General features: G+C 41.2%; 18 protein-coding genes and 2 rRNA genes. All 20 read left to right on the plus strand.

Features of this window, described 5'->3' with window-relative positions; translation table 11 throughout:
• Positions 1–178: 178 nt before the first annotated feature.
• The 20 genes from A2J09_RS19345 (at position 179) to A2J09_RS19440 (ending at position 25326) form a co-directional block, all read left to right on the plus strand.
• Complete coding sequence (locus tag A2J09_RS19345) at positions 179–2563, plus strand: SpoIIE family protein phosphatase (RefSeq protein WP_012291893.1); 2385 nt, start codon at positions 179–181, stop codon at positions 2561–2563.
• Positions 2564–2600: 37 nt separating this feature from the next.
• A complete protein-coding gene (gene tilS, locus A2J09_RS19350) occupies positions 2601–4007 on the plus strand; it encodes a tRNA lysidine(34) synthetase TilS (RefSeq protein ID WP_012291894.1) in 1407 nt (468 codons plus the stop codon).
• A 67-nt stretch (positions 4008–4074) separates the two neighbouring features.
• Positions 4075–4617, plus strand: coding sequence for a hypoxanthine phosphoribosyltransferase (hpt, locus tag A2J09_RS19355; protein ID WP_012291895.1), 543 nt, complete (start codon positions 4075–4077; stop codon positions 4615–4617).
• 281 nt (positions 4618–4898) lie between these two features.
• Positions 4899–6923, plus strand: a complete 2025-nt coding sequence (gene ftsH, locus A2J09_RS19360) for an ATP-dependent zinc metalloprotease FtsH (protein WP_036160354.1) — start codon at positions 4899–4901, stop codon at positions 6921–6923.
• A 162-nt stretch (positions 6924–7085) separates the two neighbouring features.
• On the plus strand, positions 7086–7919 hold the full coding sequence (locus tag A2J09_RS19365) for an aldo/keto reductase (RefSeq protein ID WP_012291897.1): 834 nt from the start codon (positions 7086–7088) through the stop codon (positions 7917–7919).
• Between the two features lie 178 nt (positions 7920–8097).
• Complete coding sequence (locus tag A2J09_RS19370) at positions 8098–8865, plus strand: type III pantothenate kinase (protein ID WP_036160356.1); 768 nt, start codon at positions 8098–8100, stop codon at positions 8863–8865.
• Positions 8866–8886: 21 nt separating this feature from the next.
• On the plus strand, positions 8887–9768 hold the full coding sequence (hslO, locus tag A2J09_RS19375; RefSeq protein ID WP_031416131.1) for an Hsp33 family molecular chaperone HslO: 882 nt from the start codon (positions 8887–8889) through the stop codon (positions 9766–9768).
• The gene (locus A2J09_RS19380) at positions 9752–10723 is read left to right on the plus strand and encodes a peptidyl-prolyl cis-trans isomerase (RefSeq protein WP_012291900.1); all 972 of its coding nucleotides are present in this window, start codon (positions 9752–9754) and stop codon (positions 10721–10723) included. Before hslO ends, A2J09_RS19380 begins: the two co-directional genes overlap by 17 nt.
• Positions 10724–10998: 275 nt before the next feature.
• Positions 10999–11928 carry a cysteine synthase A gene (cysK, locus tag A2J09_RS19385; protein ID WP_012291901.1) on the plus strand — a complete coding sequence of 310 codons (930 nt, stop codon included), beginning with the start codon at positions 10999–11001 and terminating at the stop codon, positions 11926–11928.
• A 150-nt stretch (positions 11929–12078) separates the two neighbouring features.
• The gene (locus A2J09_RS19390) at positions 12079–13488 is read left to right on the plus strand and encodes an anthranilate synthase component I family protein (RefSeq protein WP_036160358.1); all 1410 of its coding nucleotides are present in this window, start codon (positions 12079–12081) and stop codon (positions 13486–13488) included.
• Positions 13485–14066 carry an aminodeoxychorismate/anthranilate synthase component II gene (gene pabA / locus A2J09_RS19395; RefSeq protein WP_012291903.1) on the plus strand — a complete coding sequence of 194 codons (582 nt, stop codon included), beginning with the start codon at positions 13485–13487 and terminating at the stop codon, positions 14064–14066. The genes A2J09_RS19390 and pabA overlap by 4 nt, the downstream gene beginning before the upstream one ends.
• Positions 14067–14906 (plus strand): aminodeoxychorismate lyase, encoded by an 840-nt coding sequence (gene pabC / locus A2J09_RS19400; RefSeq protein ID WP_036160360.1) that lies wholly within the window; start codon positions 14067–14069, stop codon positions 14904–14906.
• A gap of 13 nt (positions 14907–14919) precedes the next feature.
• Positions 14920–15774, plus strand: coding sequence for a dihydropteroate synthase (gene folP / locus A2J09_RS19405; protein ID WP_012291905.1), 855 nt, complete (start codon positions 14920–14922; stop codon positions 15772–15774).
• Complete coding sequence (gene folB / locus A2J09_RS19410) at positions 15774–16139, plus strand: dihydroneopterin aldolase (protein WP_012291906.1); 366 nt, start codon at positions 15774–15776, stop codon at positions 16137–16139. Before folP ends, folB begins: the two co-directional genes overlap by 1 nt.
• Positions 16139–16651 (plus strand): 2-amino-4-hydroxy-6-hydroxymethyldihydropteridine diphosphokinase, encoded by a 513-nt coding sequence (folK, locus tag A2J09_RS19415; RefSeq protein WP_012291907.1) that lies wholly within the window; start codon positions 16139–16141, stop codon positions 16649–16651. Before folB ends, folK begins: the two co-directional genes overlap by 1 nt.
• 69 nt (positions 16652–16720) lie before the next feature.
• Positions 16721–17761, plus strand: coding sequence for a tRNA dihydrouridine synthase DusB (gene dusB, locus A2J09_RS19420; RefSeq protein WP_012291908.1), 1041 nt, complete (start codon positions 16721–16723; stop codon positions 17759–17761).
• A gap of 178 nt (positions 17762–17939) precedes the next feature.
• Positions 17940–19442, plus strand: a complete 1503-nt coding sequence (lysS, locus tag A2J09_RS19425; protein WP_012291909.1) for a lysine--tRNA ligase — start codon at positions 17940–17942, stop codon at positions 19440–19442.
• 191 nt (positions 19443–19633) lie between these two features.
• Positions 19634–19915, plus strand: a complete 282-nt coding sequence (locus A2J09_RS19430; protein ID WP_012291910.1) for a hypothetical protein — start codon at positions 19634–19636, stop codon at positions 19913–19915.
• A 622-nt stretch (positions 19916–20537) separates the two neighbouring features.
• A 16S ribosomal RNA gene (locus tag A2J09_RS19435) occupies positions 20538–22089 on the plus strand.
• 309 nt (positions 22090–22398) lie between these two features.
• Positions 22399–25326: ribosomal RNA gene (locus A2J09_RS19440) — 23S ribosomal RNA — on the plus strand.
• The 16S and 23S rRNA genes sit together here, the layout of an rRNA operon.
• The last annotated feature ends 7 nt before the right edge of the window (positions 25327–25333 follow it).

Below are 25333 nucleotides of genomic sequence, written 5' to 3' on the forward strand. Positions count from 1 at the left end.
ACAGATAACTTCACGTAGGTTCAAATTGACCGACAATTATAAAGGTAATTGTTGCCAATTTACGTATTTATGTATACGTATTCGTCGAAATGTTTATATTTTTTTATGCCAACGTCAGACAATCTTTCCGTGCATAATTCTTTATAATAGCCAAAAGTGCGGGAAAGGGGATAATTAAATGACAAGTATTGATTGGTATAATACAGCAGATGTAGACGACCGAAAGTTAGGGATCAAAAAGAAGCAAATCTTCATAGGCTCCCTATTTTTTTTAACATCCTTTTTTTTGGCTCAATCCGTTGTATTTGAAGCGGCAGTACCATTCTCAGTTCCTTTTTGGGCAATTATTCGAACAAAGTACAGGGAGTATGCCAAATTTGTTTTATTTGGAAGTTTGGCGGGCTGTTTTTTCCTAGGCTTTGGACAGGTCGTTATTTTAGCATTACAAATTATCATGTATGAATGTATTATGCGTTTCCGTTACTGGCGACTACCTCAAAGTATTGCCGTCTCTTTAGCGGTTCTATTAGTGCAATTTATGTGGCAAGGGGCGATGTATCAAGGCTTACCACCAGTGCTTGTACAATTTTATGTAGGCTGTGAAGCGGCACTAGCTTTAATTATGACTCTATTTATGCAAGTGCTTTTCGTCAACTCGTATGAATGGTTTACAAGCCATTGGACCTACGAAAAGCTAGGGTCAGGGTTAGTAGTGTTTGCTGCCATGCTTACAGGGATGCAAGCAGTTGTGTTTAGCTATTTTTCGCTTCCTATATTTTTATTGCAGCTTTTTATTTGTTTTGGGGCATTAGTTGGAAGTGTGCCGCTGGCAACGGTAATCGGAGCGGTATTAGGAACCCTCATTGGTGTTGCTAAGCTTTCCTTTACCGGCATGCTATCTGTTGCCACCTTAACAGGACTATGTGCAGGTATGGGGGCTAAAGGTGGTAGATTCGGTGTTGCCATTGGGAGTATCTTACCTAGTGTGTTTTTTTTATTTTATGATGCGACATTGCCATTAGATAGTGTGTATTTCACTTCCATTGCCATTGGAAGCGTTCTTTTCCTAACCATTCCAAGAAAATATTCAGATAAGGTGCGGGACAAGCTCTTCCCACAACGGGAGGAGGTTTTAATCGCAAGACAAAATTGGTTAACTGAACATGTCACATATAAATTAGAACATTTTCAGCATTTCGTGCAATTTATGAAGGAGCTGGTATTTGAGCGTTTTATGACCGCACCCGTTGAGGAAGCGAAGGAAGTATCCCCGATGAATACATGTTTAAGCTGTTTCCGCTATGATCATTGCTGGGGAGCACAAAATAATGGGATGGACAAGCTGATGACAGACTGGTTTCATATGAAGGGAGTAGGCAAGGAATCAGCCATTCATCGTGTAGAAGAACAAATGCGCTATAAATGCGTGAAATCGACAAAGATTTTTGAGGAGTTAGATACTGAATTATACAGAGAACGCATTAACGGGCAGTACTTTCATGGGAAAAAAATGATTGCACTACAGCTTCGTGATATGAGTAATCATTTAAACCAGTTAATTGCTGAAATGAAGGAGGATACGGTCTCTTTTGTAAGTGTTGAAAAGGATATTATTGAACGCTTAAAGGATGCCCATATTGAATGCTTTCAGCTTGATGTACTTAACAATAAGCCAGGAGCTAGAAAGATAGTTTGTGCTTTGGCGCCAGCGCGGGTCGATTGGGAAAAAGATACGACATTAGCTGAACGGATGATTTTGCCGATTCTTTACGAAATTTTTAATGAACCATTTGAAATTGAAAAAGTGGTGGCTTGTGAAATACCTTTTCGACATATTCAAATATGCTTTAGATCAGCTATTAGCTTTGAAGTAGAGTATGATATATATAGCATGTCTAAAGATGCGACCTTGTATTCTGGGGATTCACACGCGCTTTTTCAGTTGCATCCAGGACTTTTTGCCATTTTGTTATCTGATGGTATGGGGCAAAGTAAAGAAGCGCAACATGAAAGTAGAAAATTAATACATTTAATGCGAGAGTGCCTTAATTACAATATGAATCCTGAAACCGCAATGCATACGTTGCATTATGTCATGTCGTTAAAGCAACAGGATGATATGTATGCAACCCTTGATTTTGCACTAGTTGATTTACAGCATGGTGATTTATGGTCGTGGAAGGCTGGGGGAATGTCGACCTATATTTTACGAGGGAAGGAAATCATAAAGGTTGAAAGCAATGCAGCACCTGTAGGTTTTTTATCTATTTCTGCAGTTGAGGCTGAAAAAAGAAAGCTAAAAGCTGGTGATGTCATTTTAATGCATTCAGATGGCCTGTTTTCTAGTGTTGCTGACTGGGATGAACAAGAAGAGACATTTTTAGCCTATGCACAGCAGGTAGCCAGTACAAATAATACTATTCAAGAAAAACTAACAACGATTATGCAGTCATTCCAAGATTATTTTGAAATAGAAGATGATTGTACAGTACTCATGTTAGAGGTGACACATGTTGTACCTACATGGGCTGTATTTAGACCAGCTCAATATTCTGTGAGTTAATCATCTTTTATGTTATCGAAAAGGGGAGGAGAAGCGTTTGTCATTTGAATTAAAGATTAAGACATTTATTGAAAAAGAGCAATTATTACAGCAAGGCGACCATCTTCTCATCGCCGTTTCGGGGGGAGTAGATTCTATGGCTTTACTCCATTATTTTGTTCAAACAAAAGAGCACTGGAACATTCGGGTGGAAGCAGTACATGTTGACCATATGCTGAGAGGAGAAGCTTCTGCGGAAGATAGAGCATTTGTACAAAAGTATTGTGATGATAATGGCGTTTATTTACATGCCACAGCGATCTCCATACCAACAATACTTGCAAAGGAGAATGGCAATATACAGCTAATATGCCGTAGAGAAAGGTATCGATATTTTAAAGAAGTCTTGTACGAAACGAATGCTAATAAGCTTGTAACTGCACATCATGCGGATGACCAACTGGAGTCAGTATTAATGGCCCTGACAAAAAATGCAACAATGAATAGCATGCAAGGCATACGCCCTCAACGAAATTTTGAAGGAAAAACATTAATTCGTCCGTTTTTAACGGTTACAAAGACTGAAATAGGGGAATATTTACTTAGAAAAGGTTTAAATTATCGAGAGGATGCCAGTAATTCAAAAGATACTTATGTACGAAATCGTTTTAGACATCATGTGGTGCCTTTACTTGAAGCAGAAAACCCGAGAGTGACCGAGCAGGTGACTCATTTTACATCGCAATTGCAAGAAGACAATGCCTTTTTAATGACATTAGCCCAAGATGTATTTTCCAAAACCATTACAAGAAGTAACGAAAATACATATAGCATGGAAATTGAGGCTTTTCAATTGGTACCACTTGCTTTACAAAGGAGGCTCATTTTAATACTATTAAACTATCTTTACAAAGATTCAAATACGATACAAAGTTATGCTTTATTGACTTCAATTTTAAAGCTTTGTGATACGACAGCAGGGTATGCTGAAATTCACTTGCCTGAAGATTTCCTTGCAGTTCGCCGTTACGGAAAATTAATAATTCGGAAGAATAGTTCAACAGAGGACCATGCTTCTTCTGAAAAAATAATTATTTCGGCTGCTAATGGGTGGACAACACTGATGAATGGTGAACGCTTATGCGTAGTCAAGTTGCACGATTTATCGTCCGAATTGATAACGGATACTGCACAACTTTTTTATTTTAACGCTAGCAAACTCCACCTTCCGCTCTATATTCGAGCACGCAAGGATGGAGACAGAATGCTGTTAAAAGGAATGGATCAGCCAAAACGCTTATCTCGCCTTTTTATAGATGAAAAGATTCCTTTAAATGAGCGGAATAGCTGGCCGTTACTGATTTCTCAGTCTGATGAGGTGGTAGCGGTAATTGGTGTGCGTATGGGAATGTTTTTTTCAACCACTCCGCAACCAAACGATGATACAGTGCTCATCGTAGACTAAGGTCTTTGTAAAATATTTCACCGTAATTGGTTGAAGATTTGTTGATACATCACGAGGAGGAATCGATATGTTACAAAATGACATCGAAAAAGTTATGATTACAGAAGAACAATTGCAAGAAAGAATTGCAGATCTAGGTGCACAATTAACAGAGGAATACAAAGATGCTTTCCCATTAGCTGTTGGTGTACTTAAAGGAGCAATGCCATTTATGACAGACCTCATGAAACGTTTCGATTCTTTCATTGAGCTAGATTTTATGGATGTTTCTAGCTACGGTAATGCTACCGTGTCATCTGGAGAAGTAAAAATTTTAAAGGATTTAAATACGAGTGTTGAAGGGCGTGACGTATTAATTATCGAAGACATCATCGATAGCGGTTTAACGTTAAGCTATCTAGTAGATTTATTTAAATATCGTAAAGCAAAATCAATTAAAATTGTTACTTTACTTGATAAACCATCAGGTCGAAAAGTGAACCTATCGGCAGATTATGTTGGTTTTGAAGTTCCGGACGGCTTTGTGGTTGGATATGGTTTAGATTACGCTGAAAAATATCGTAATTTACCTTATATTGGTATCTTGAAACCTGAAGTGTATTCATTTTAAGATAGAAAACCACCAGCTTTAAAAGTTATGGCCTCCAGCGCAGTCATATGTTTTTCGTTATGGTTAACATAATTCGAAATCTTGACACAATGTTCAGCTATTTCGAGCCTATGGAACAGGTACAATTACGCTGGGATGTATTAAGATGGCCTAAAAACTGTTTTGATAATAGCAAAAAATGAACGAAACATTTTTTAAGTAGGGCTTTTCGTTGTATGATGAAATCATGATATGTTAAGATTTTACTTATAATTTTTCTGTTTGTAATGAGGAGGCTGGAGATGAATCGAATATTTCGATATACCATATTCTATCTACTGATTTTCCTAGTGATTATCGGTATTTTTGGTACTTTCAATGGTGGTAAGTCACCAACGAAAGAGTTAACTTATCATGAGTTCCAACAAGCTCTAGATAAGAAAGAAATAACAAGTGCTACAATTCAACCTGATAAATCAGTTTACGTCGTTGAAGGTACATTGAAAGGTTATGAAAAGGGTCAAAGCTTTACAGTGAATATCCCTCGCGATAACCAATCATTAATGGATCGCATTGATGAGGCTGCTAAGGAAAAAAATAGTAATATTAAATATTTAGCGGCGCCAGAAACGAGCGGATGGATTCAATTCTTTACAGGGATTATTCCTTTCATTATCATCATTTTCTTGTTCTTCTTCCTAATGAGCCAATCTCAAGGTGGCGGTAATAAAGTGATGAGCTTTGGTAAAAGTAAAGCTAAACTTTATGATGACCAAAAGAAAAAGGTTCGTTTTACAGATGTAGCAGGTGCTGATGAAGAGAAAGCGGAGCTTGTAGAAGTTGTAGACTTCTTAAAAGACCATCGAAAATTCACAGAAATTGGTGCGCGTATTCCAAAAGGTATCTTACTTGTAGGTCCTCCAGGTACAGGTAAAACATTACTTGCACGTGCGGTGGCGGGCGAAGCAGGCGTTCCTTTCTTCTCTATTTCAGGTTCTGACTTCGTAGAAATGTTTGTCGGTGTCGGTGCATCACGTGTCCGAGACCTATTCGAAAATGCAAAGAAAAATGCACCATGTATCATCTTTATAGATGAAATTGATGCAGTAGGTCGTCAACGTGGCGCTGGTCTAGGCGGGGGTCATGACGAGCGTGAACAAACACTGAACCAGTTGTTAGTTGAAATGGATGGTTTCGGAGCAAACGAGGGTATTATTATCATCGCTGCGACAAACAGACCAGATATTTTAGATAAAGCGTTATTACGTCCAGGTCGTTTTGACCGTCAAATTACAGTAGGACATCCTGATGTAAAAGGACGTGAGGCGATTCTCAAGGTACATGCACGAAATAAGCCTTTAGCAGATACAGTTGATTTAGCAGCAGTTGCACAACGTACGCCAGGTTTCTCAGGTGCAGATTTAGAAAACTTACTTAACGAGGCCGCACTTGTAGCAGCTCGTAAAAGTAAACGTACCATTAATATGGCAGATATCGATGAAGCTTCTGACCGTGTAATCGCTGGTCCAGCTAAAGCGAGCCGAGTATATTCAGCCAAAGAGAAAAAACTTGTATCCTTCCATGAAGCTGGTCACGTAGTTGTGGGTCTAGAGCTTGATGAAGCAGATACAGTTCACAAAGTAACAATTGTTCCACGCGGTCAAGCGGGTGGATATGCCATTATGTTACCGAAGGAAGAACGTTTCTTTACAACAAGACAAGAGCTTTTAGACCGTATTGCAGGACTGCTTGGTGGTCGCGTAGCTGAAGAAATCGTTCTTGGTGAAGTCTCTACGGGGGCACATAACGATTTCCAAAAGGTTACAAGTATCGCTCGTGCAATGGTTACTGAATATGGAATGAGTGAAAATCTTGGTGCAATGCAATTCGGTTCAAGTCAGGGTGGAAATGTATTCCTTGGCCGCGACTTTAATTCTGACCAAAATTACTCTGATTCAATAGCTTATGAAATTGATAAAGAAATGCAAAAAATTATCGATACGCAATATGAGCGTACAAAACGTATTCTGACAGAGAAACGTGAGTTACTTGATTTAATCGCTAACACATTAATGGAGAAAGAAACATTAAATGCGCAGGAAATCGAGCATTTGCGTGATCATGGTGTTTTACCAGAACCAGAGGCTATCGTTGAGGGGAATAACACTCCGAAAGTGGAAGCGAAGCCAACGTTAGATACGATTGGTGAACCAGTTGTTGAAAAAGAGCTTTTAAGTAAAGACCCAAATCCAACAACTTTAGACCTTGCAAAAGAAGGCAAGGAATCTAATGATACACCTAAGGGTATCGACGAAAAACGTGAATAAATTGAAAAGGCTGTTTACTGTAAAATGAGTAAACAGCCTTTTTCTTTGCCTTTTATTATGAAGAAGCATTAGGATATTAGTGAAAGATAGCTACATGTGACTCTGCACTTATGATGTAGACAAGATGTATTTGTAAATAAAAATCGATAGGAGTGTTTTCGCATGGGAACTGTAACATTGAATAATGGACTTAAAATGCCTTTGGTTGGTTACGGTGTATTTCGTGTTCCGGAAGGTGAGGATTTAGCTGAAGCAGTAAAAACGGCTATTGCGAAAGGTTATCGAAGCATTGATACGGCACAAGTATATCGTAATGAAGAAAGTGTTGGACGGGGTATAAGAGCAGCCATTGAAGAAGGTTTGGTAACTCGTGAAGAATTATTTATAACATCTAAAGTTTGGAACGATGGACTTTCCTATGATGAAACACTTGCTGCTTATGATAGCAGTTTAGAGAAGATAGGGTTAGACTATTTGGATCTTTACTTAGTGCATTGGCCAGGCATTGACACAAATTATTTGGATGTCTATAAGGCACTCGAAAAAATATATCAAGATGGCCGTGTGCGTTCAATTGGTGTTAGTAATTTCCATGTACATCATTTAGAATATCTTTTGAAAGAAGCTACAGTTGTCCCTGTTATTAATCAAATTGAATTCCATCCTCATTTAACACAAGAGGAAGTGCGTGCTTATTGTACAGACAAGGGTATCCAAGTAGAGGCTTGGTCTCCTTTAATGAACGGCGCATTATTGGAGGAAGCATTGATTCAAGAGTTAGCATCTAAGTATGGTAAAACGCCTGCTCAAATCGTATTACGCTACGATGTACAGCATAACGTTGTAACCATCCCGAAAACGATGACAGAAACTCGTATGATTGAAAACCTTGATATTTTTGACTTTGCATTAACAGATGATGAAATGACTCAATTGGATGCTTTAAATGACGGATTACGCTGTGGTCCAGATCCGGAAAAATTTAATTTCAAATAATTTTTTAAGGAGCGTCCTAACTAAGGATGCTCTTTTTTAAAGAAGGCTGGAATACTATTTCCTCGGATAAAAAGTATGGTATCATTTTCTAAAGTGTTTTAACTTCAAGTTAGATGGATAATGTAAGTTGTAACAGTAGGTTGACGAAAGTTACAATGATGATATGGGGGTGTCAACCTTGATTTTAGTTCTAGATGCAGGGAATTCTAATATTGTGTTAGGTGTGTATGATGACAAAGAACAATTAGCCTTCCATTGGCGTATGGTGACAGACCTTTATAAAACAGAAGATGAATATGCTATGCAAGTTCTTTCGTTTTTTAATCATGCAGGTATTTCATTTGAACAAGTAACGGGCATTATTATATCTTCAGTTGTGCCACCGATTATGTATTCATTAGAGGCAATGTGTCAAAAGTATTTTCGAAAAAAACCTCTAGTAGTGGGTCCTGGTGTCAAAACAGGTTTGAATATTAAATACGAAAATCCTCGCGAGGTTGGTTCTGACCGTATTGTCAACGCGATAGCAGCTTTAGACTTATATAAAGCACCTTGTATTATAGTTGATTTTGGTACAGCAACAACCTACTGCTATTTAAACGAAAAAGGCGATTACATGGGTGGTGCTATTGCCCCAGGTATTACCATTTCTACAGAGGCACTTTATACGCAGGCTGCTAGATTGCCTCGTATTGAAATAGTAAGACCTGCACATATTGTAGGAAAAACAACCGTTTCCGCCATGCAGGCCGGAATTTTTTATGGCTTCGTAGGACAAGTTGAGGGCATTGTTAATCGGATGAAGGGACAAAGTAAAGAGGAACCATTAGTAATTGCTACAGGTGGATTAGCAAATCTAATTGCAGGGGAAACGCAAATTATTGATGTTGTGGATCCGTTTTTAACGCTAAAGGGTTTATATAAACTATATAAACGTAACCAATAAGAAATGAGGGACATTTCATTTATGAAGGACTATTTAGTTAGAGGTTTAGGATTTAATGGACAGGTTCGTGTGTTTGCTGCTCGTACAACAGCAACGGTTGCAGAAGCGCAACGTCGTCACGATACATGGCCAGTAGTATCAGCGGCTCTAGGACGCTCAATGACGGCGGCTGTCATGATGGGTGCTATGTTAAAAGGTGAAGAGAAGATCACTATTAAGATTGAGGGTAATGGTCCGATTGGTCCAATGGTAATCGATAGTAATGCACATGGAGAAGTACGTGGATTTGTCACGAATCCTCATGTTCATTTCGATTTAAACGAGCAGGGTAAGCTGGATGTTCGAGCAGGTGTTGGAACTGAAGGAGCTCTAACAATCGTTAAGGACCTTGGTTTACGAGATATGTTTTCGGGTCAAACGCCCATTGTTTCAGGTGAAATAGCTGAAGATTTTACTTATTATTTCGCTACTTCTGAGCAAGTACCTTCATCAGTTGGTTTGGGTGTATTGGTTAATCCGGACAACACTATTCTTGCAGCAGGGGGATTTATTCTACAATTAATGCCAGGTTGTGAAGAAGAAACAATTAATGAAATCGAACAGCATCTTGCTACAATAGAGCCGGTTTCGAAAATGATTGAAAAAGGCTTTACACCGGAGCAAATTTTAGAAGCTGTATTAGGCAATGGACATCTACAAATTTTAGATTCCATGCCAGTTGAATTTAAATGTCAATGTTCAAAAGAACGGTTTGGTGCAGCAATTTTAGGTCTAGGAATAGCAGAAATTAAAGAAATGATTGAAGAGGATGGCAGTGCTGATGCACAATGTCATTTCTGCTTAGAGACCTATCATTTTTCAAAAGAAGAGTTAGAAGGGTTTATTGATGAGCTCAAATCGTAATAGACGACCTTCTGCCACTGCAACAACAAACCAAACCCCTTTATTACAGCGCCGTTTAAAAACCAAACCAGCTTTGGCTGTCATTGCCGTATTGTTATTAGGTAATATTTTATGGTTCATTGGATGGGTCATCCCAAATAAAGGTCAGGAGATTGGTAGCGACGAACAAGTCGCTGCCATTGACGGGGATGTTATCACGCGACAAGAGTGGATGATTGCTATGGAAGAACGATATGGCAAAGAAACCCTACAAAGTTTAGTCAATGAAACTGTAATGGAAAAGGCTGCAAAGACATATAAAATAAAAGTTACTGATCAAGAAATTGATCTCGAGTTAGCCTTAATGCGCTCTGCTCAAGATAAATTTGATACAGCGATGCAAAACCTTACTGCGGAGCAACTTCGCCAAAAAATTCGTTCACAACTTATTTTAGATAAGGTACTCACGAAAGATGTAGTGATAAATGAAGAGAGTATTGAAAAGTACTATGAGGAAAATCAGGGACTTTACAATACAAAAACAAGCTATCGTACCAATTTTATCGAGGTTGACGCCAAGAAAGCTGCTGATGAGGCGTTGGGTGAGTTAAAAAATGGCTCTGATTTTTCAGTGCTAGCCCGCGAGATTTCCTTAGACAGTGCTTCCGCAAGCCTAGGGGGAGATGTTGGTTTCCTGACGGAAAATCAGGAAAACGTGGACCCTGCCATTATTAATGCTGTGAAGTCTACAAAGGTTAATGAGGTAAGTAAAGCCTTTAAGTTAGATAATGGTCATTATGGCATTGTTCAGGTGCAAGAGATTTTAGAGGGACAATCCTTTACATATGACGATGTGAAAGAACATATCGAGCGTGAATTGGCTTTAGAGCAGTTGCCACAATCTGTTACACCAGAAGCGTTTTGGTCTGAATTTAATGCTACGTGGTATTATGGAGAATCTAAAAAAGAAAAATAATAAATAGAGGAATCTGCAAGTTGTTTGCGGGTAGCATGAGTCTGAAACAACTTGCAGACATTTGAAGTCATCAGAATGGACTTACCCGACAAATGTTGTAGATTCTTTTTATCTTTGTGCGATGTTTGATTGACTGTAAAATATTCTATCCACTGACGGTAGATAAATATTCTGAAAATACAAGTTTTATTTATTGACAATCGAATGGAAAAATTGATAAAATACAAAATAAGTAAAACCTATAAAAATAGTAGGGATTGGGAGTGGATTATTAAATGAGTAGATTAGCAAACTCAATAGCTGAATTAGTTGGTAAAACACCAATCGTTAAATTAAATCATGCAACAAGTGAAAATGAAGGTACTGTTTATGTAAAATTAGAGTATTTTAATCCGGGAAGCTCAGTGAAAGACCGTTTAGCTTTAGCAATGATTGAAGCGGCAGAAAAAGATGGAACGTTACAGCCTGGTGGTACGATTATCGAGCCGACGTCTGGCAACACAGGTATTGGTCTTGCGATGATAGCTGCTGCTAAAGGCTATAAAGCAATTTTAGTAATGCCAGAAACAATGAGTCTAGAGCGTCGAAACCTACTTCGTGCTTATGGTGCGGAGCTTGTCTTAACTCCTGGACCAGCAGGGATGAAAGGCGCGATTGCTAAAGCGGAAGAATTATCTGCAGAGCATGGCTATTTCCTGCCACAACAATTCACAAATCCAGCGAATGCTGTTATTCACCGTCTAACTACAGGTCCTGAAATTGTTGAAGCATTTGATGGCTTAACGCTAGATGCATTTGTAGCTGGGGTTGGTACAGGTGGTACTATTACAGGTGCTGGTTCCGTATTAAAAGAAAAGTATCCAACTATTGAAATTATCGCTGTAGAACCAAAAGATTCACCTGTTCTTTCGGGTGGTCAACCAGGTCCACATAAAATTCAAGGGATTGGAGCAGGATTTGTGCCGACAGTTTTAGATACAGATATCTATTCTTCTGTATTCCCTGTTGAAAACGAGGTAGCTTTTGAGGTAGCTCGTAAAGTAGCGCGTGAAGAAGGTATCTTATGTGGTATTTCATCTGGCGCTGCAATCTATGCTGCCATTGAAGCTGCAAAACGTTTAGGTAAGGGTTCGAATGTGCTTGCTATTGTGCCTTCTAATGGTGAACGTTACCTATCAACACCTCTCTATCAATTTGAAGACTAATATAAGTTAATACAAAAAGACTCCTACATGATGAGGGGGTCTTTTTTAGTGCGCTTAGAATTTCATAGAGCCTTATAAAAATATTCGCTTCTAAGTAATATTCAAGTTAAGATGGAATCACATCATATGATTTAAAAGGGGAAAACTAACTTGAAGACAATTCTGACGAAAACAGTAGAGATGGATGCAGATTCATTTTTTTATAGTTATAAAAAGCAAACAGAGACACAACATTCGCATGTCTTTTTAGAAAGTGGACGGGGTGGTCATTTTACAATAGCAGCTTGGAATCCATTAGCAACTGCACAAGCAGTAGAGAACGGACTTTTAGTAAATTGGAGAAACGGTAGAAGTGAAGTTTTACCAGGTGAATCTCTTGCGTTACTAGAAGAGCTCGTGGCGGATTATCAAGTTTCTTATAATGTGGAGCTTCCAATCTTTCAGGGGGGGGCAATTGGATTTGTGACATATGATTATGCGCGCAATATAGAAGTGCTTCCCAATACAGCTATAGATGATTTGCATATACCCGATATTTTCTTTTATTTGTTTGATTGCTGGGCAGTACACGATGTGAAAAGCAATACGGTCACGTTAATGAAGCTAGAAGATTGTGTTGTTGACCTAGATGAGTGGGCTACTAATTGGCAAGTTGCAGCCCAAGATGGATTAGCTACGCGCAAATTTGAAAAAACAAATGCTATAGAAGTAGACAATGACGAGAGTGAATTGCTTGTGTCATTCGCAGGGACTGAATTTGAGGCGGCGGTGAAGAAAATACAAACCTATATCGCGGAAGGTGATGTTTTTCAGGTTAATTTATCAGTTCGTCAATCCAAAAATCTAAGTGCGACAGCGATGGATGTATATGAGGCATTACGAGCCTTTAATCCGTCACCTTATATGGCTTATATGGAAGCTCCAGATTTTGCAGTTGTTTCTGGATCACCCGAGCTTTTAGTCAAACGCCAGGGTAAAGAGTTATCGACGAGACCAATTGCAGGAACTCGACCAAGAGGGAAATCTGAAGCGGAAGATTTAGCATTAGCTCAAGAATTAATTGACAATGATAAAGAACGCGCAGAACACGTGATGTTAGTAGATTTAGAGCGTAATGATTTAGGACGAGTATCAACCTATGGAACAGTAGAAGTGGATGAATTTATGGTCATTGAACGCTATTCGCATGTCATGCACATTGTATCGAATGTTAGGGGAGAAATAGCAGAAGGTAAAACAAATGCTGATGTTATCCGTGCAATGTTCCCAGGAGGTACTATTACTGGTGCACCAAAGATACGTACAATGGAGATTATCGAAGAGTTAGAGCCTGTGCGACGTGGTCTATACACTGGTTCTATTGGTTGGCTCGGCTATACCGGAGATATGGAGTTTAATATTGTAATCCGTACAGCATTTATAAAAGATGGGGTTGCCCATATTCAGGCAGGGGCTGGTATTGTCATTGATTCTGTTCCAGCAAGAGAATATCAGGAATCTTTAAATAAGGCGAAGGCAATGTGGCAGGCTAAGGCAATGGCGGAGGAGCGAGCAAAATGATTTTAATGATTGATAACTATGATTCATTTATTTATAATATCGTACAATATTTGGGGGAATTTGGACATGAAATAATAGTAAAACGAAATGATGTATTAACAATAGAGGACATCGAACAACTTGCACCTGATATGATAGTTATTTCACCGGGGCCGTGTAGCCCAAATGAGGCTGGTGAAAGTCTGAACATTATCCGATATTTCGCGGGAAATATTCCGATTTTAGGAGTATGTCTTGGACATCAGGCTATTGCACAAGTGTTTGGCGGCCAGGTAATCCGAGCTGAGCGCCTTATGCATGGGAAGACATCCCCTGTATTACATGCTGAAGTTGGTTTACATAAAGCTATGCCAAACCCATTTCAAGCTACTCGCTATCATTCTCTTATTGTCGAAAAAGAGACGCTACCGACGTGCCTAGAAGTAACCGCTTGGACAGAAGAGGGAGAAATTATGGGACTTCGTCACAAGGATTATCCAATAGAGGGCGTACAATATCACCCAGAATCTATTATGACTGAGCAAGGAAAAAAACTCCTGCGTCAATTTATAGAAATGTACGTAGAAGGAGTGAAATAGATGCGGTGCTGGATAAACGGAAGCTATATGGCAGAAAAGGATCTGCGGATTTCCCCCTTTGACCACGGTTTTTTATATGGTTTGGGCTTCTTTGAAACATTCCGAACATATAAAGGACAAGTATTTGGATGGGACGCACATATGGAAAGGTTACAGCAGGCTCTATCGCAATATCGCATTCATCTTACCTATCCTGAAAGTGTATTACTGGAGGTTGTGCAACAATTAAATCAACAAGCCCGCGGTCAGGATGGCTATTTCCGCCTTAATGTTTCAGCAGGTGAACATAATATTGGTTTACAGCCAACAGAATACACAACACCCAACGTCATTCTCTTTCGTAAGGAATTACAGGATACACCTCGTGGAACTGAAAAGACTGCTCAATGGCTTACTACACCACGTAATTCACCTGAACAAGGGCTGCGAGTTAAATCACATCACTTTGGCAACAATGTGCTGGGGCGTTTTGAGCTACCATCATTGGCGGAACAAGAAGGCTTCTTTTTAACGGAAGCAGGCTACGTTGCTGAAGGTGTGACCTCAAATGTTTTTTGGGTAAAAAATGATATACTATATACGCCTTCCTTGGAAACAGGTATACTACCTGGCATTGTTCGAGCTTGGGTTATTAAGAAAGCCAATGCCCTGGGTATTGAGGTAAGCGAAGGCTTTTATAGGAAGGAAGATTTACAACAAAGTACGGAATGCTTTATTACCAATTCTGTGCAGGAGCTTGTACCAATCATTAACGTAGAGAACCAGCAATTATTAGGTAATAGAGGACCTGTTTATATGCGTTTGCATGATGCATTTGCTCAAGAAGTGGAGCAACGATAGAAGGAGCGTTTTTATGCTAGAAAAATATATGAAACCATTAACGATTAATGGTATTCCATTAGATTTTACGAAAGAAACCTTTGTAATGGGTATTCTAAATGTTACACCAGATTCCTTCTCTGATGGAGGAAAGTTCAACAGTGTCGAAGCTGCGGTAGCTCAAGCAAAAAAAATGGTGGCTGATGGGGCTAAAATAATTGATGTAGGCGGAGAGTCTACACGTCCAGGTTACGAGCGTATTTCAGATGAAAAAGAAATTGCACGTATTGTACCTGTTATACAAGCATTGCTGAAAGAAGTAGATGCCATTATTTCGGTGGATACGTATAAAGCAAATGTAGCGCGAGCGGCCATTGAGGCAGGAGCACATATGATAAATGATATTTGGGGAGCAAAAGCTGAACCGGAAATTGCACAGGTTGCTGCTGATTTACATGTGCCAATAATTTTAATGCACAATCGTGAAAATTTGGATTATGGTGTTGATTTTTGGGCATCGGCAAAGGCAGACATAGAAAAAAGTATTGTTATCGCACATCAAGCAGGGGTTCCTGATCATCATATTATCCTAGATCCTGGCATTGGCTTTGCCAAAAATACTGAGCATAATATAGCCATGATGCAACACTTAGAGGATTTAGTGGAGATGGGCTACCCTGTACTTTTAGCAACATCACGTAAATCTATGATTGGTAATGTGCTGAAGCTACCTGTGGATGAACGTCTTGAAGGCACGGGAGCAACGGTAGTTTATGGAATTGAAAAGGGCTGTCATATGATACGTGTTCATGATGTAAAGGAAATGGCACGTGCAGCACATATGGCGGATGTGTTAGTAGGAAAGCGACTGTATAAGGAGGAGGCATAATGGATTACATTCATTTAAAGGATATGCAGTTTTATGGTTACCATGGCGTATTAGCGGCAGAAACAACTCTTGGTCAACGTTTTCGAGCAAATGTTTCGCTGGCTGTAGATATGACCATGGCTGGAGAAACGGATGACCTAGCCTATACAGTAAATTATGCAGAGGTCTATGCAGTGTGCCGTGATATTGTTGAAGGAGAACCTTTTAAGCTTATTGAGGCACTTGTTGTAAAAATAGCAAACGTGATCTTAACAACCTACCCCGAAAAAGTAAAAGGTGTCCGTGTAGAACTGATCAAGCCAGACCCACCAATTCATGGCTATTACAAAGAAGTGTCTGTTGAAGTAACGAGAGGTGATTTTTAATGAAAGATGTCTATCTATCAATAGGTACAAATATGGGTGAGAGATATGAAAACCTTCAAAAGGCTATTGCTCTCTTAAGAGAGAAGGTGAACATTGAGGTTGTTCGTGTTTCGTCGGTTTATGAAACGGCAGCAGTAGGCTATACAGATCAGGCAGATTTTTTGAATATTGCTGTTCATCTCAAAACCGATGCATCATCTACTGAAATGCTGAAGATTTGCCAATCAATTGAACAGGAACTAGGACGTGTGCGAGAATTTCGTTGGGGTCCACGAATTATCGACCTTGACATTTTACTTTACAATCACGAAAATATTGAAACAGAGAACCTAATTGTTCCTCACCCAAGAATGTATGAGCGAGCTTTCGTCTTAGTGCCATTAGTAGAGATTACTCCAACGCCATTCGGAGGTCAGCTACAACAAGCACATCATTTATTGCAACAGATGGACTGTGAGAGTGAAGGTATCAGCTTGTGGAAGCCAACTAACGAACCTCTTACAGTGAATTAGGTAGGCGCTTTATATAAAATTTTTAATTAAGGATAAATAGGTACATGCCTATATAGGAGGAAGACAACGTTGAGTCAAACAACAGAGAAGCCCTTTCGAATTGGCGATATTGTCATGGACAACCGTGTTGTATTAGCTCCAATGGCTGGAATTTGTAATTCTGCTTTCCGCTTAACCGTAAAGGAATTTGGAGCAGGGCTCGTATATGCTGAAATGATTAGTGATAAGGGCATTGTTCAAAAAAACGAAAAAACATTAGGTATGCTTTATATCGATGAACGTGAAAATCCCCTGTCACTGCAAATTTTTGGTGGAGATAAAGAAACGTTAGTAGAGGCAGCTAAGTATGTAGATCAAAATACAACCGCTGATATTATTGATATCAATATGGGATGCCCTGTTAATAAAATTATTAAATGTGAAGCGGGAGCACGGTTACTATTAGATCCCAATAAAGTGTATGAAATGGTAGCGGCTGTGGTGGATGCAGTGAAAAAACCTATTAGCGTAAAAATGCGAATTGGTTGGGATGACGAGCATATCTTCGCTATTGAAAATGCCCAGGCTGTTGAGCGTGCTGGAGCATCAGCGGTAGCAGTTCATGGTCGTACCCGTGTACAAATGTACGAAGGGAAGGCGAATTGGGATATCATTCGTCAGGTAAAGGAAAACGTGAAAATTCCTGTTCTTGGTAACGGTGATGTAGAAACACCACAGGATGCTAAACGTATGCTTGAAACGACAGGTGTAGATGCAGTGATGATTGGTCGTGCTGCTTTGGGTAACCCATGGATGATTTATCGTACAGTTCAATACCTAGAAACGGGTGAATTAAAGGAAGAACCGAGCGTACGTGAAAAAATGGATGTATGTCTACTTCACTTTGAACGTCTTCTACAATTAAAAGGAGAAGGTATTGCAGTTCGTGAAATGCGTAAGCATGCTTCATGGTATTTGAAGGGGATTCGCGGTAATGGTAAAGCACGGAACGCTATTAACCAAACAGAAACGGCAGCAGAGCTTCGCGCGTTATTAAATGGTCTTGTACGAGAGTATGAAGAATCGGAGTCCAATTTCTTCATTCCTGAAGCTAAAGAATTCATTATTTAAGATAAAGGTATTGTTGGCGTCTCTAGTTTTGACAGAGACGCTTTTATTTTACGGCCTTTAATTTTTAGAATTATTAATTATCTAATCTTGTGTTGAAAATAAACTGAAACAGATGATTACAGCTTTAAAATTGTGTACAATAGAAATATTATGGACGTAAACGCTATTTATTTAAGGAGTGAAACAAGTGTCAAACATAGAAGAATTAAATGACCAGCTTTTGGTGAGACGCCAAAAAATGACGACTATATTAGAGAACGGACAAGATCCATTTGGGAGCCGTTTTGAGCGTACGCATTTGTCAACAGAAGTAAAGGAGCAATTTGCAGACCAAACAAAAGAACAGCTAGAAGAGAATCTGCAAGAGGTTATTATTGCGGGTCGTATAATGACAAAACGCGGTAAAGGAAAAGCTGGCTTTGCACATATTCAGGATTTAGGTGGCCAAATTCAAATCTACGTACGTCAAGACCATGTTGGTGAAGAAGCGTATGAATTATTTAAACAAGCTGATTTGGGAGATATCGTAGGTATCCGTGGAAATGTATTCCGTACACAGGTTGGGGAGCTTTCAGTAAAGGCAGAGGAATTCACATTCCTAACAAAGGCGCTACGTCCTATGCCAGAGAAATTCCATGGTTTACAGGATGTTGAACAACGTTATCGCCAACGCTATTTAGATCTTATGACGAATGAAGACAGCAAACTAACATTTATAGCACGTTCTAAAATTATCCGTGCTATCCGCAACTATCTAGATAACGCTGGATATTTAGAAGTAGAAACACCAATGCTTCATACAATTGCTGGTGGTGCGGCTGCTCGTCCATTTATTACTCATCATAATGCACTTGATATGGAATTATATATGCGAATTGCAATCGAATTGCACTTAAAACGCCTAATTGTAGGTGGTTTAGAAAAAGTTTATGAGATCGGTCGTGTATTCCGGAACGAAGGGATTTCTACACGCCATAACCCTGAATTTACAATGATTGAGCTCTATGAAGCATATGCTGACTATCAAGATATCATGTCTCTCACTGAAAACCTGATAGCTCACGTTGCTCAGGAAGTTCTTGGAACGACTACAGTTCAATATGGTGAAGATGAAATTAACCTAGCAGTGGGCTGGAAACGAGTTCACATGGTTGATGCCGTAAAAGAAGCAACTGGTGTAGACTTCTGGCAGCCGATGACAAAAGAGCAAGCTCAGGCTCTTGCTAAAGAACATGGAGTAGAAGTGAAAGATGTTCATGAAGTAGGTCATATTATCAATGAATTCTTTGAGCAAAAAATAGAAGAAACGTTAGTACAACCTACATTTGTATATGGACACCCTGTGGAAATCTCGCCTCTTGCAAAGAAAAATCCAGAGGACGAGCGTTTCACAGATCGCTTTGAGCTATTTATTGTTCGTCGTGAGCATGCAAATGCCTTCACAGAATTAAATGACCCAATCGATCAACGTCAGCGCTTTGAAGCACAATTAGCGGAGAAAGCCGCTGGTAATGATGAGGCGCATGAAATGGACAATGATTTCATTGAAGCTTTGGAATATGGTATGCCTCCAACTGGTGGACTAGGTATCGGTATTGACCGATTAATCATGCTATTAACAAACTCACCATCCATTCGTGATGTATTATTATTCCCGACAATGCGTCATATTACAAAATAGTCGAAGCATCTTTTCTAGTAAGAATAAAATGAATGAAGAGGGGAATTTGCTGGATAAGGCAATTCTCCTCTTTTTTGTATTAAAAAAATTAAGTTGTTTAAACGTGGATTATATTTAGGTTATACTTTTATAGTTCTATGTTTTATAAATGACAGTAGATAAAAAAGAAGTACTTTTATTGGGGGCATATAATGAATTACAAAATTATTAACAAACAAGTATTTGAACAGGCTCAATTACGTTCTGTATCGGATGTTCCATTTACAGAAGAAGAACTTGAGCATGGAATGAAATTAGTAGTTGCCAAAAAAGATGAGAATCTTACTTTATATTTAGTAGAGGTCGACGGACATAAGAAGTTTGATGTTCGTTGGGATGATTCTTCTGAAATTTTTAGTGGCTGGTATTCCGCATGGGATAATTTCCTGTGGTGCTTAAATATAGTTGATCCACAAGATGATGGCTTAAAGTAGTAGCGCGAAGCTTGAATAACAAACGATGAGGTTTTTTAGTTGAGTAAGCAGGAGAAAATGAAGCGGATGCTTTTAACTCCTGCTTATATTTATATGTTTTAGTTTTTAATTAGTTGAGTTTTAAAAGAAAGCAATGTATAGTAAAACAAATCATTTAAGTTAGAACAGAGAATGATATAAAATCTACATTCTCATAAGTGTATAAAATAGCTTACTAATGCATGTTTTTTCAATAATATTGGTTTCTATGAAAAAAACACTTGCGAAGTAATTGCGAACATGATAAATTATTACTTGTCGTTAAAACGACGTAAGAACAACACCATCATAAAGATTCGACAAACGAAAAAAGTTGTTGACATCGAAATGTGATTTTGATAAGATTTAAAAGTTGTCTCTTGTGAACGAAAAAACTTTTTGAAAAAAGTTGTTGACAATGATGACTGAGTACATTATAATTTAAGAGTTGCTATTAAAAAACTAGCAACCAAATGAACCTTGAAAACTGAACAAGCAAAACGTAATCAATAAAGTTTTAAGTAGCTAGCCTAGCTAGTGAACGAAACAAAATTTTGGACATCAAAATGATGCCAGCAAAACAATTTGAGCTAATCAAATTTCTTTTATGGAGAGTTTGATCCTGGCTCAGGACGAACGCTGGCGGCGTGCCTAATACATGCAAGTCGAGCGAACAGAGAAGGAGCTTGCTCCTTTGACGTTAGCGGCGGACGGGTGAGTAACACGTGGGCAACCTACCTTATAGTTTGGGATAACTCCGGGAAACCGGGGCTAATACCGAATAATCTGTTTCACCTCATGGTGAAATATTGAAAGACGGTTTCGGCTGTCGCTATAGGATGGGCCCGCGGCGCATTAGCTAGTTGGTGAGGTAACGGCTCACCAAGGCGACGATGCGTAGCCGACCTGAGAGGGTGATCGGCCACACTGGGACTGAGACACGGCCCAGACTCCTACGGGAGGCAGCAGTAGGGAATCTTCCACAATGGGCGAAAGCCTGATGGAGCAACGCCGCGTGAGTGAAGAAGGATTTCGGTTCGTAAAACTCTGTTGTAAGGGAAGAACAAGTACAGTAGTAACTGGCTGTACCTTGACGGTACCTTATTAGAAAGCCACGGCTAACTACGTGCCAGCAGCCGCGGTAATACGTAGGTGGCAAGCGTTGTCCGGAATTATTGGGCGTAAAGCGCGCGCAGGTGGTTTCTTAAGTCTGATGTGAAAGCCCACGGCTCAACCGTGGAGGGTCATTGGAAACTGGGAGACTTGAGTGCAGAAGAGGATAGTGGAATTCCAAGTGTAGCGGTGAAATGCGTAGAGATTTGGAGGAACACCAGTGGCGAAGGCGACTATCTGGTCTGTAACTGACACTGAGGCGCGAAAGCGTGGGGAGCAAACAGGATTAGATACCCTGGTAGTCCACGCCGTAAACGATGAGTGCTAAGTGTTAGGGGGTTTCCGCCCCTTAGTGCTGCAGCTAACGCATTAAGCACTCCGCCTGGGGAGTACGGTCGCAAGACTGAAACTCAAAGGAATTGACGGGGGCCCGCACAAGCGGTGGAGCATGTGGTTTAATTCGAAGCAACGCGAAGAACCTTACCAGGTCTTGACATCCCGTTGACCACTGTAGAGATATGGTTTCCCCTTCGGGGGCAACGGTGACAGGTGGTGCATGGTTGTCGTCAGCTCGTGTCGTGAGATGTTGGGTTAAGTCCCGCAACGAGCGCAACCCTTGATCTTAGTTGCCATCATTTAGTTGGGCACTCTAAGGTGACTGCCGGTGACAAACCGGAGGAAGGTGGGGATGACGTCAAATCATCATGCCCCTTATGACCTGGGCTACACACGTGCTACAATGGACGATACAAACGGTTGCCAACTCGCGAGAGGGAGCTAATCCGATAAAGTCGTTCTCAGTTCGGATTGTAGGCTGCAACTCGCCTACATGAAGCCGGAATCGCTAGTAATCGCGGATCAGCATGCCGCGGTGAATACGTTCCCGGGCCTTGTACACACCGCCCGTCACACCACGAGAGTTTGTAACACCCGAAGTCGGTGAGGTAACCTTTTGGAGCCAGCCGCCGAAGGTGGGATAGATGATTGGGGTGAAGTCGTAACAAGGTAGCCGTATCGGAAGGTGCGGCTGGATCACCTCCTTTCTAAGGATATTTTCGGAATACAAACCTTGGGTTTGTAAGATTACGTTTTGCGTTCAGTTTTGAAGGTTCATTCTTTCTGAATGAAATACTTCAAAACTTGTTCTTTGAAAACTGGATAAAACGACATTGAAATTGTAACAAACACATTTATTTTTTTAAGTTTTTTTTATAGGCTTAATAACATGATAAGGTTTTCAGACACGAGCAGTTCTAGGCAGCAATCGAGTAAATAAAGGAGCGTACTTCAGTACGTGACTGATTGAACGAGTGAGGCTGACAACGAAATGTGAAGTGTATGGAAAGCTGATAGGTTAAGTTATTAAGGGCGCACGGCGAATGCCTTGGCACTAGGAGCCGAAGAAGGACGGCACTAACACCGATATGCTTCGGGGAGCTGTAAGTGAGCTTTGATCCGGAGATTTCCGAATGGGGGAACCCACTACGTTTAATCGCGTAGTATCTTGACGTGAATACATAGCGTCTTGAAGGCAGACCCAGGGAACTGAAACATCTAAGTACCTGGAGGAAGAGAAAGAAAAATCGATTCCCTGAGTAGCGGCGAGCGAAACGGGAAGAGCCCAAACCAAGAGGCTTGCCTCTTGGGGTTGTAGGACACTCAATACGGAGTTACAAAAGAGCGAGTTAGATGAAGCGACTTGGAAAGGTCCGCCAGAGCAGGTAAAAGCCCTGTAGTCGAAAGTTCGTTCTCTCCTGAGTGGATCCTGAGTACGGCGGAACACGTGAAATTCCGTCGGAATCCGGGAGGACCATCTCCCAAGGCTAAATACTACCTAGTGACCGATAGTGAACCAGTACCGTGAGGGAAAGGTGAAAAGCACCCCGGAAGGGGAGTGAAAGAGATCCTGAAACCGTGTGCCTACAAGTAGTTAGAGCCCGTTAATGGGTGATAGCGTGCCTTTTGTAGAATGAACCGGCGAGTTACGATTACGTGCGAGGTTAAGCTTTAGAAGGCGGAGCCGCAGCGAAAGCGAGTCTGAATAGGGCGAAATAGTACGTGGTCGTAGACCCGAAACCAGGTGATCTACCCATGTCCAGGGTGAAGGTAAGGTAACACTTACTGGAGGCCCGAACCCACGCACGTTGAAAAGTGCGGGGATGAGGTGTGGGTAGCGGAGAAATTCCAATCGAACTTGGAGATAGCTGGTTCTCTCCGAAATAGCTTTAGGGCTAGCCTCGTGATGAGAATACTGGAGGTAGAGCACTGTTTGGACTAGGGGGCCATCCCGGTTTACCGAATTCAGACAAACTCCGAATGCCAGATATTTATACACGGGAGTCAGACTGCGAGTGATAAGATCCGTAGTCAAAAGGGAAACAGCCCAGACCACCAGCTAAGGTCCCAAAGTAATCGTTAAGTGGAAAAGGATGTGGCGTTGCACAGACAACCAGGATGTTGGCTTAGAAGCAGCCATCATTTAAAGAGTGCGTAATAGCTCACTGGTCGAGTGACGCTGCGCCGAAAATGTATCGGGGCTAAACGATTCACCGAAGCTGTGGATTGACATCTACGATGTCAGTGGTAGGAGAGCGTTCTAAGTGCGTTGAAGTCAGACCGGAAGGACTGGTGGAGCGCTTAGAAGTGAGAATGCCGGTATGAGTAGCGAAAGACGGGTGAGAATCCCGTCCACCGTATGACTAAGGTTTCCTGAGGAAGGCTCGTCCGCTCAGGGTTAGTCGGGACCTAAGCCGAGGCCGATAGGCGTAGGCGATGGACAACAGGTTGATATTCCTGTACCACCTCCTCACCGTTTGAGAAATGGGGGGACGCAGTAGGATAGGGTAAGCGCGCTGTTGGTTATGCGCGTCCAAGCAGTAAGGCGTGTGTGTAGGCAAATCCGCACACTGTAACGTTGAGCTGTGATGGCGAGTCCGTATGGACGAAGTTCCTGATTTCACACTGCCAAGAAAAGCCTCTATCGAGGTGAGAGGTGCCCGTACCGCAAACCGACACAGGTAGTCGAGGAGAGAATCCTAAGGTGTGCGAGAGAACTCTCGTTAAGGAACTCGGCAAAATGACCCCGTAACTTCGGGAGAAGGGGTGCTCTTGAGCGTGCAAGCGCATGAGAGCCGCAGTGAATAGGCCCAGGCGACTGTTTAGCAAAAACACAGGTCTCTGCAAAACCGTAAGGTGACGTATAGGGGCTGACGCCTGCCCGGTGCTGGAAGGTTAAGAGGAGTGGTTAGCGCAAGCGAAGCTGCGAATTGAAGCCCCAGTAAACGGCGGCCGTAACTATAACGGTCCTAAGGTAGCGAAATTCCTTGTCGGGTAAGTTCCGACCCGCACGAAAGGCGTAACGATCTGGGCACTGTCTCAACGAGAGACTCGGTGAAATTATAGTACCTGTGAAGATGCAGGTTACCCGCGACAGGACGGAAAGACCCCGTGGAGCTTTACTGTAGCCTGATATTGAATTTTGGTACAACTTGTACAGGATAGGTAGGAGCCAGAGATCTCGGAGCGCCAGCTTCGAAGGAGGCGTCGGTGGGATACTACCCTGGTTGTATTGAAATTCTAACCCATGCCCCTTAGCGGGGCAGGAGACAGTGTCAGGCGGACAGTTTGACTGGGGCGGTCGCCTCCTAAAAGGTAACGGAGGCGCCCAAAGGTTCCCTCAGAATGGTTGGAAATCATTCGTAGAGTGTAAAGGCACAAGGGAGCTTGACTGCGAGACCTACAAGTCGAGCAGGGTCGAAAGACGGGCTTAGTGATCCGGTGGTTCCGCATGGAAGGGCCATCGCTCAACGGATAAAAGCTACCCCGGGGATAACAGGCTTATCTCCCCCAAGAGTCCACATCGACGGGGAGGTTTGGCACCTCGATGTCGGCTCATCGCATCCTGGGGCTGTAGTCGGTCCCAAGGGTTGGGCTGTTCGCCCATTAAAGCGGTACGCGAGCTGGGTTCAGAACGTCGTGAGACAGTTCGGTCCCTATCCGTCGTGGGCGTAGGAAATTTGAGAGGAGCTGTCCTTAGTACGAGAGGACCGGGATGGACACACCGCTGGTGTACCAGTTGTCTTGCCAAAGGCATCGCTGGGTAGCTATGTGTGGACGGGATAAGTGCTGAAAGCATCTAAGCATGAAGCCCCCCTCAAGATGAGATTTCCCATTACGCAAGTAAGTAAGATCCCTCAAAGACGATGAGGTAGATAGGTTCGAGGTGGAAGTGTGGTGACACATGGAGCTGACGAATACTAATCGATCGAGGACTTAACCAAAAAAGTT

Source organism: Lysinibacillus sphaericus (genome assembly GCF_001629735.1).
GTDB classification, from domain to species: Bacteria; Bacillota; Bacilli; order Bacillales_A; family Planococcaceae; genus Lysinibacillus; species Lysinibacillus pinottii.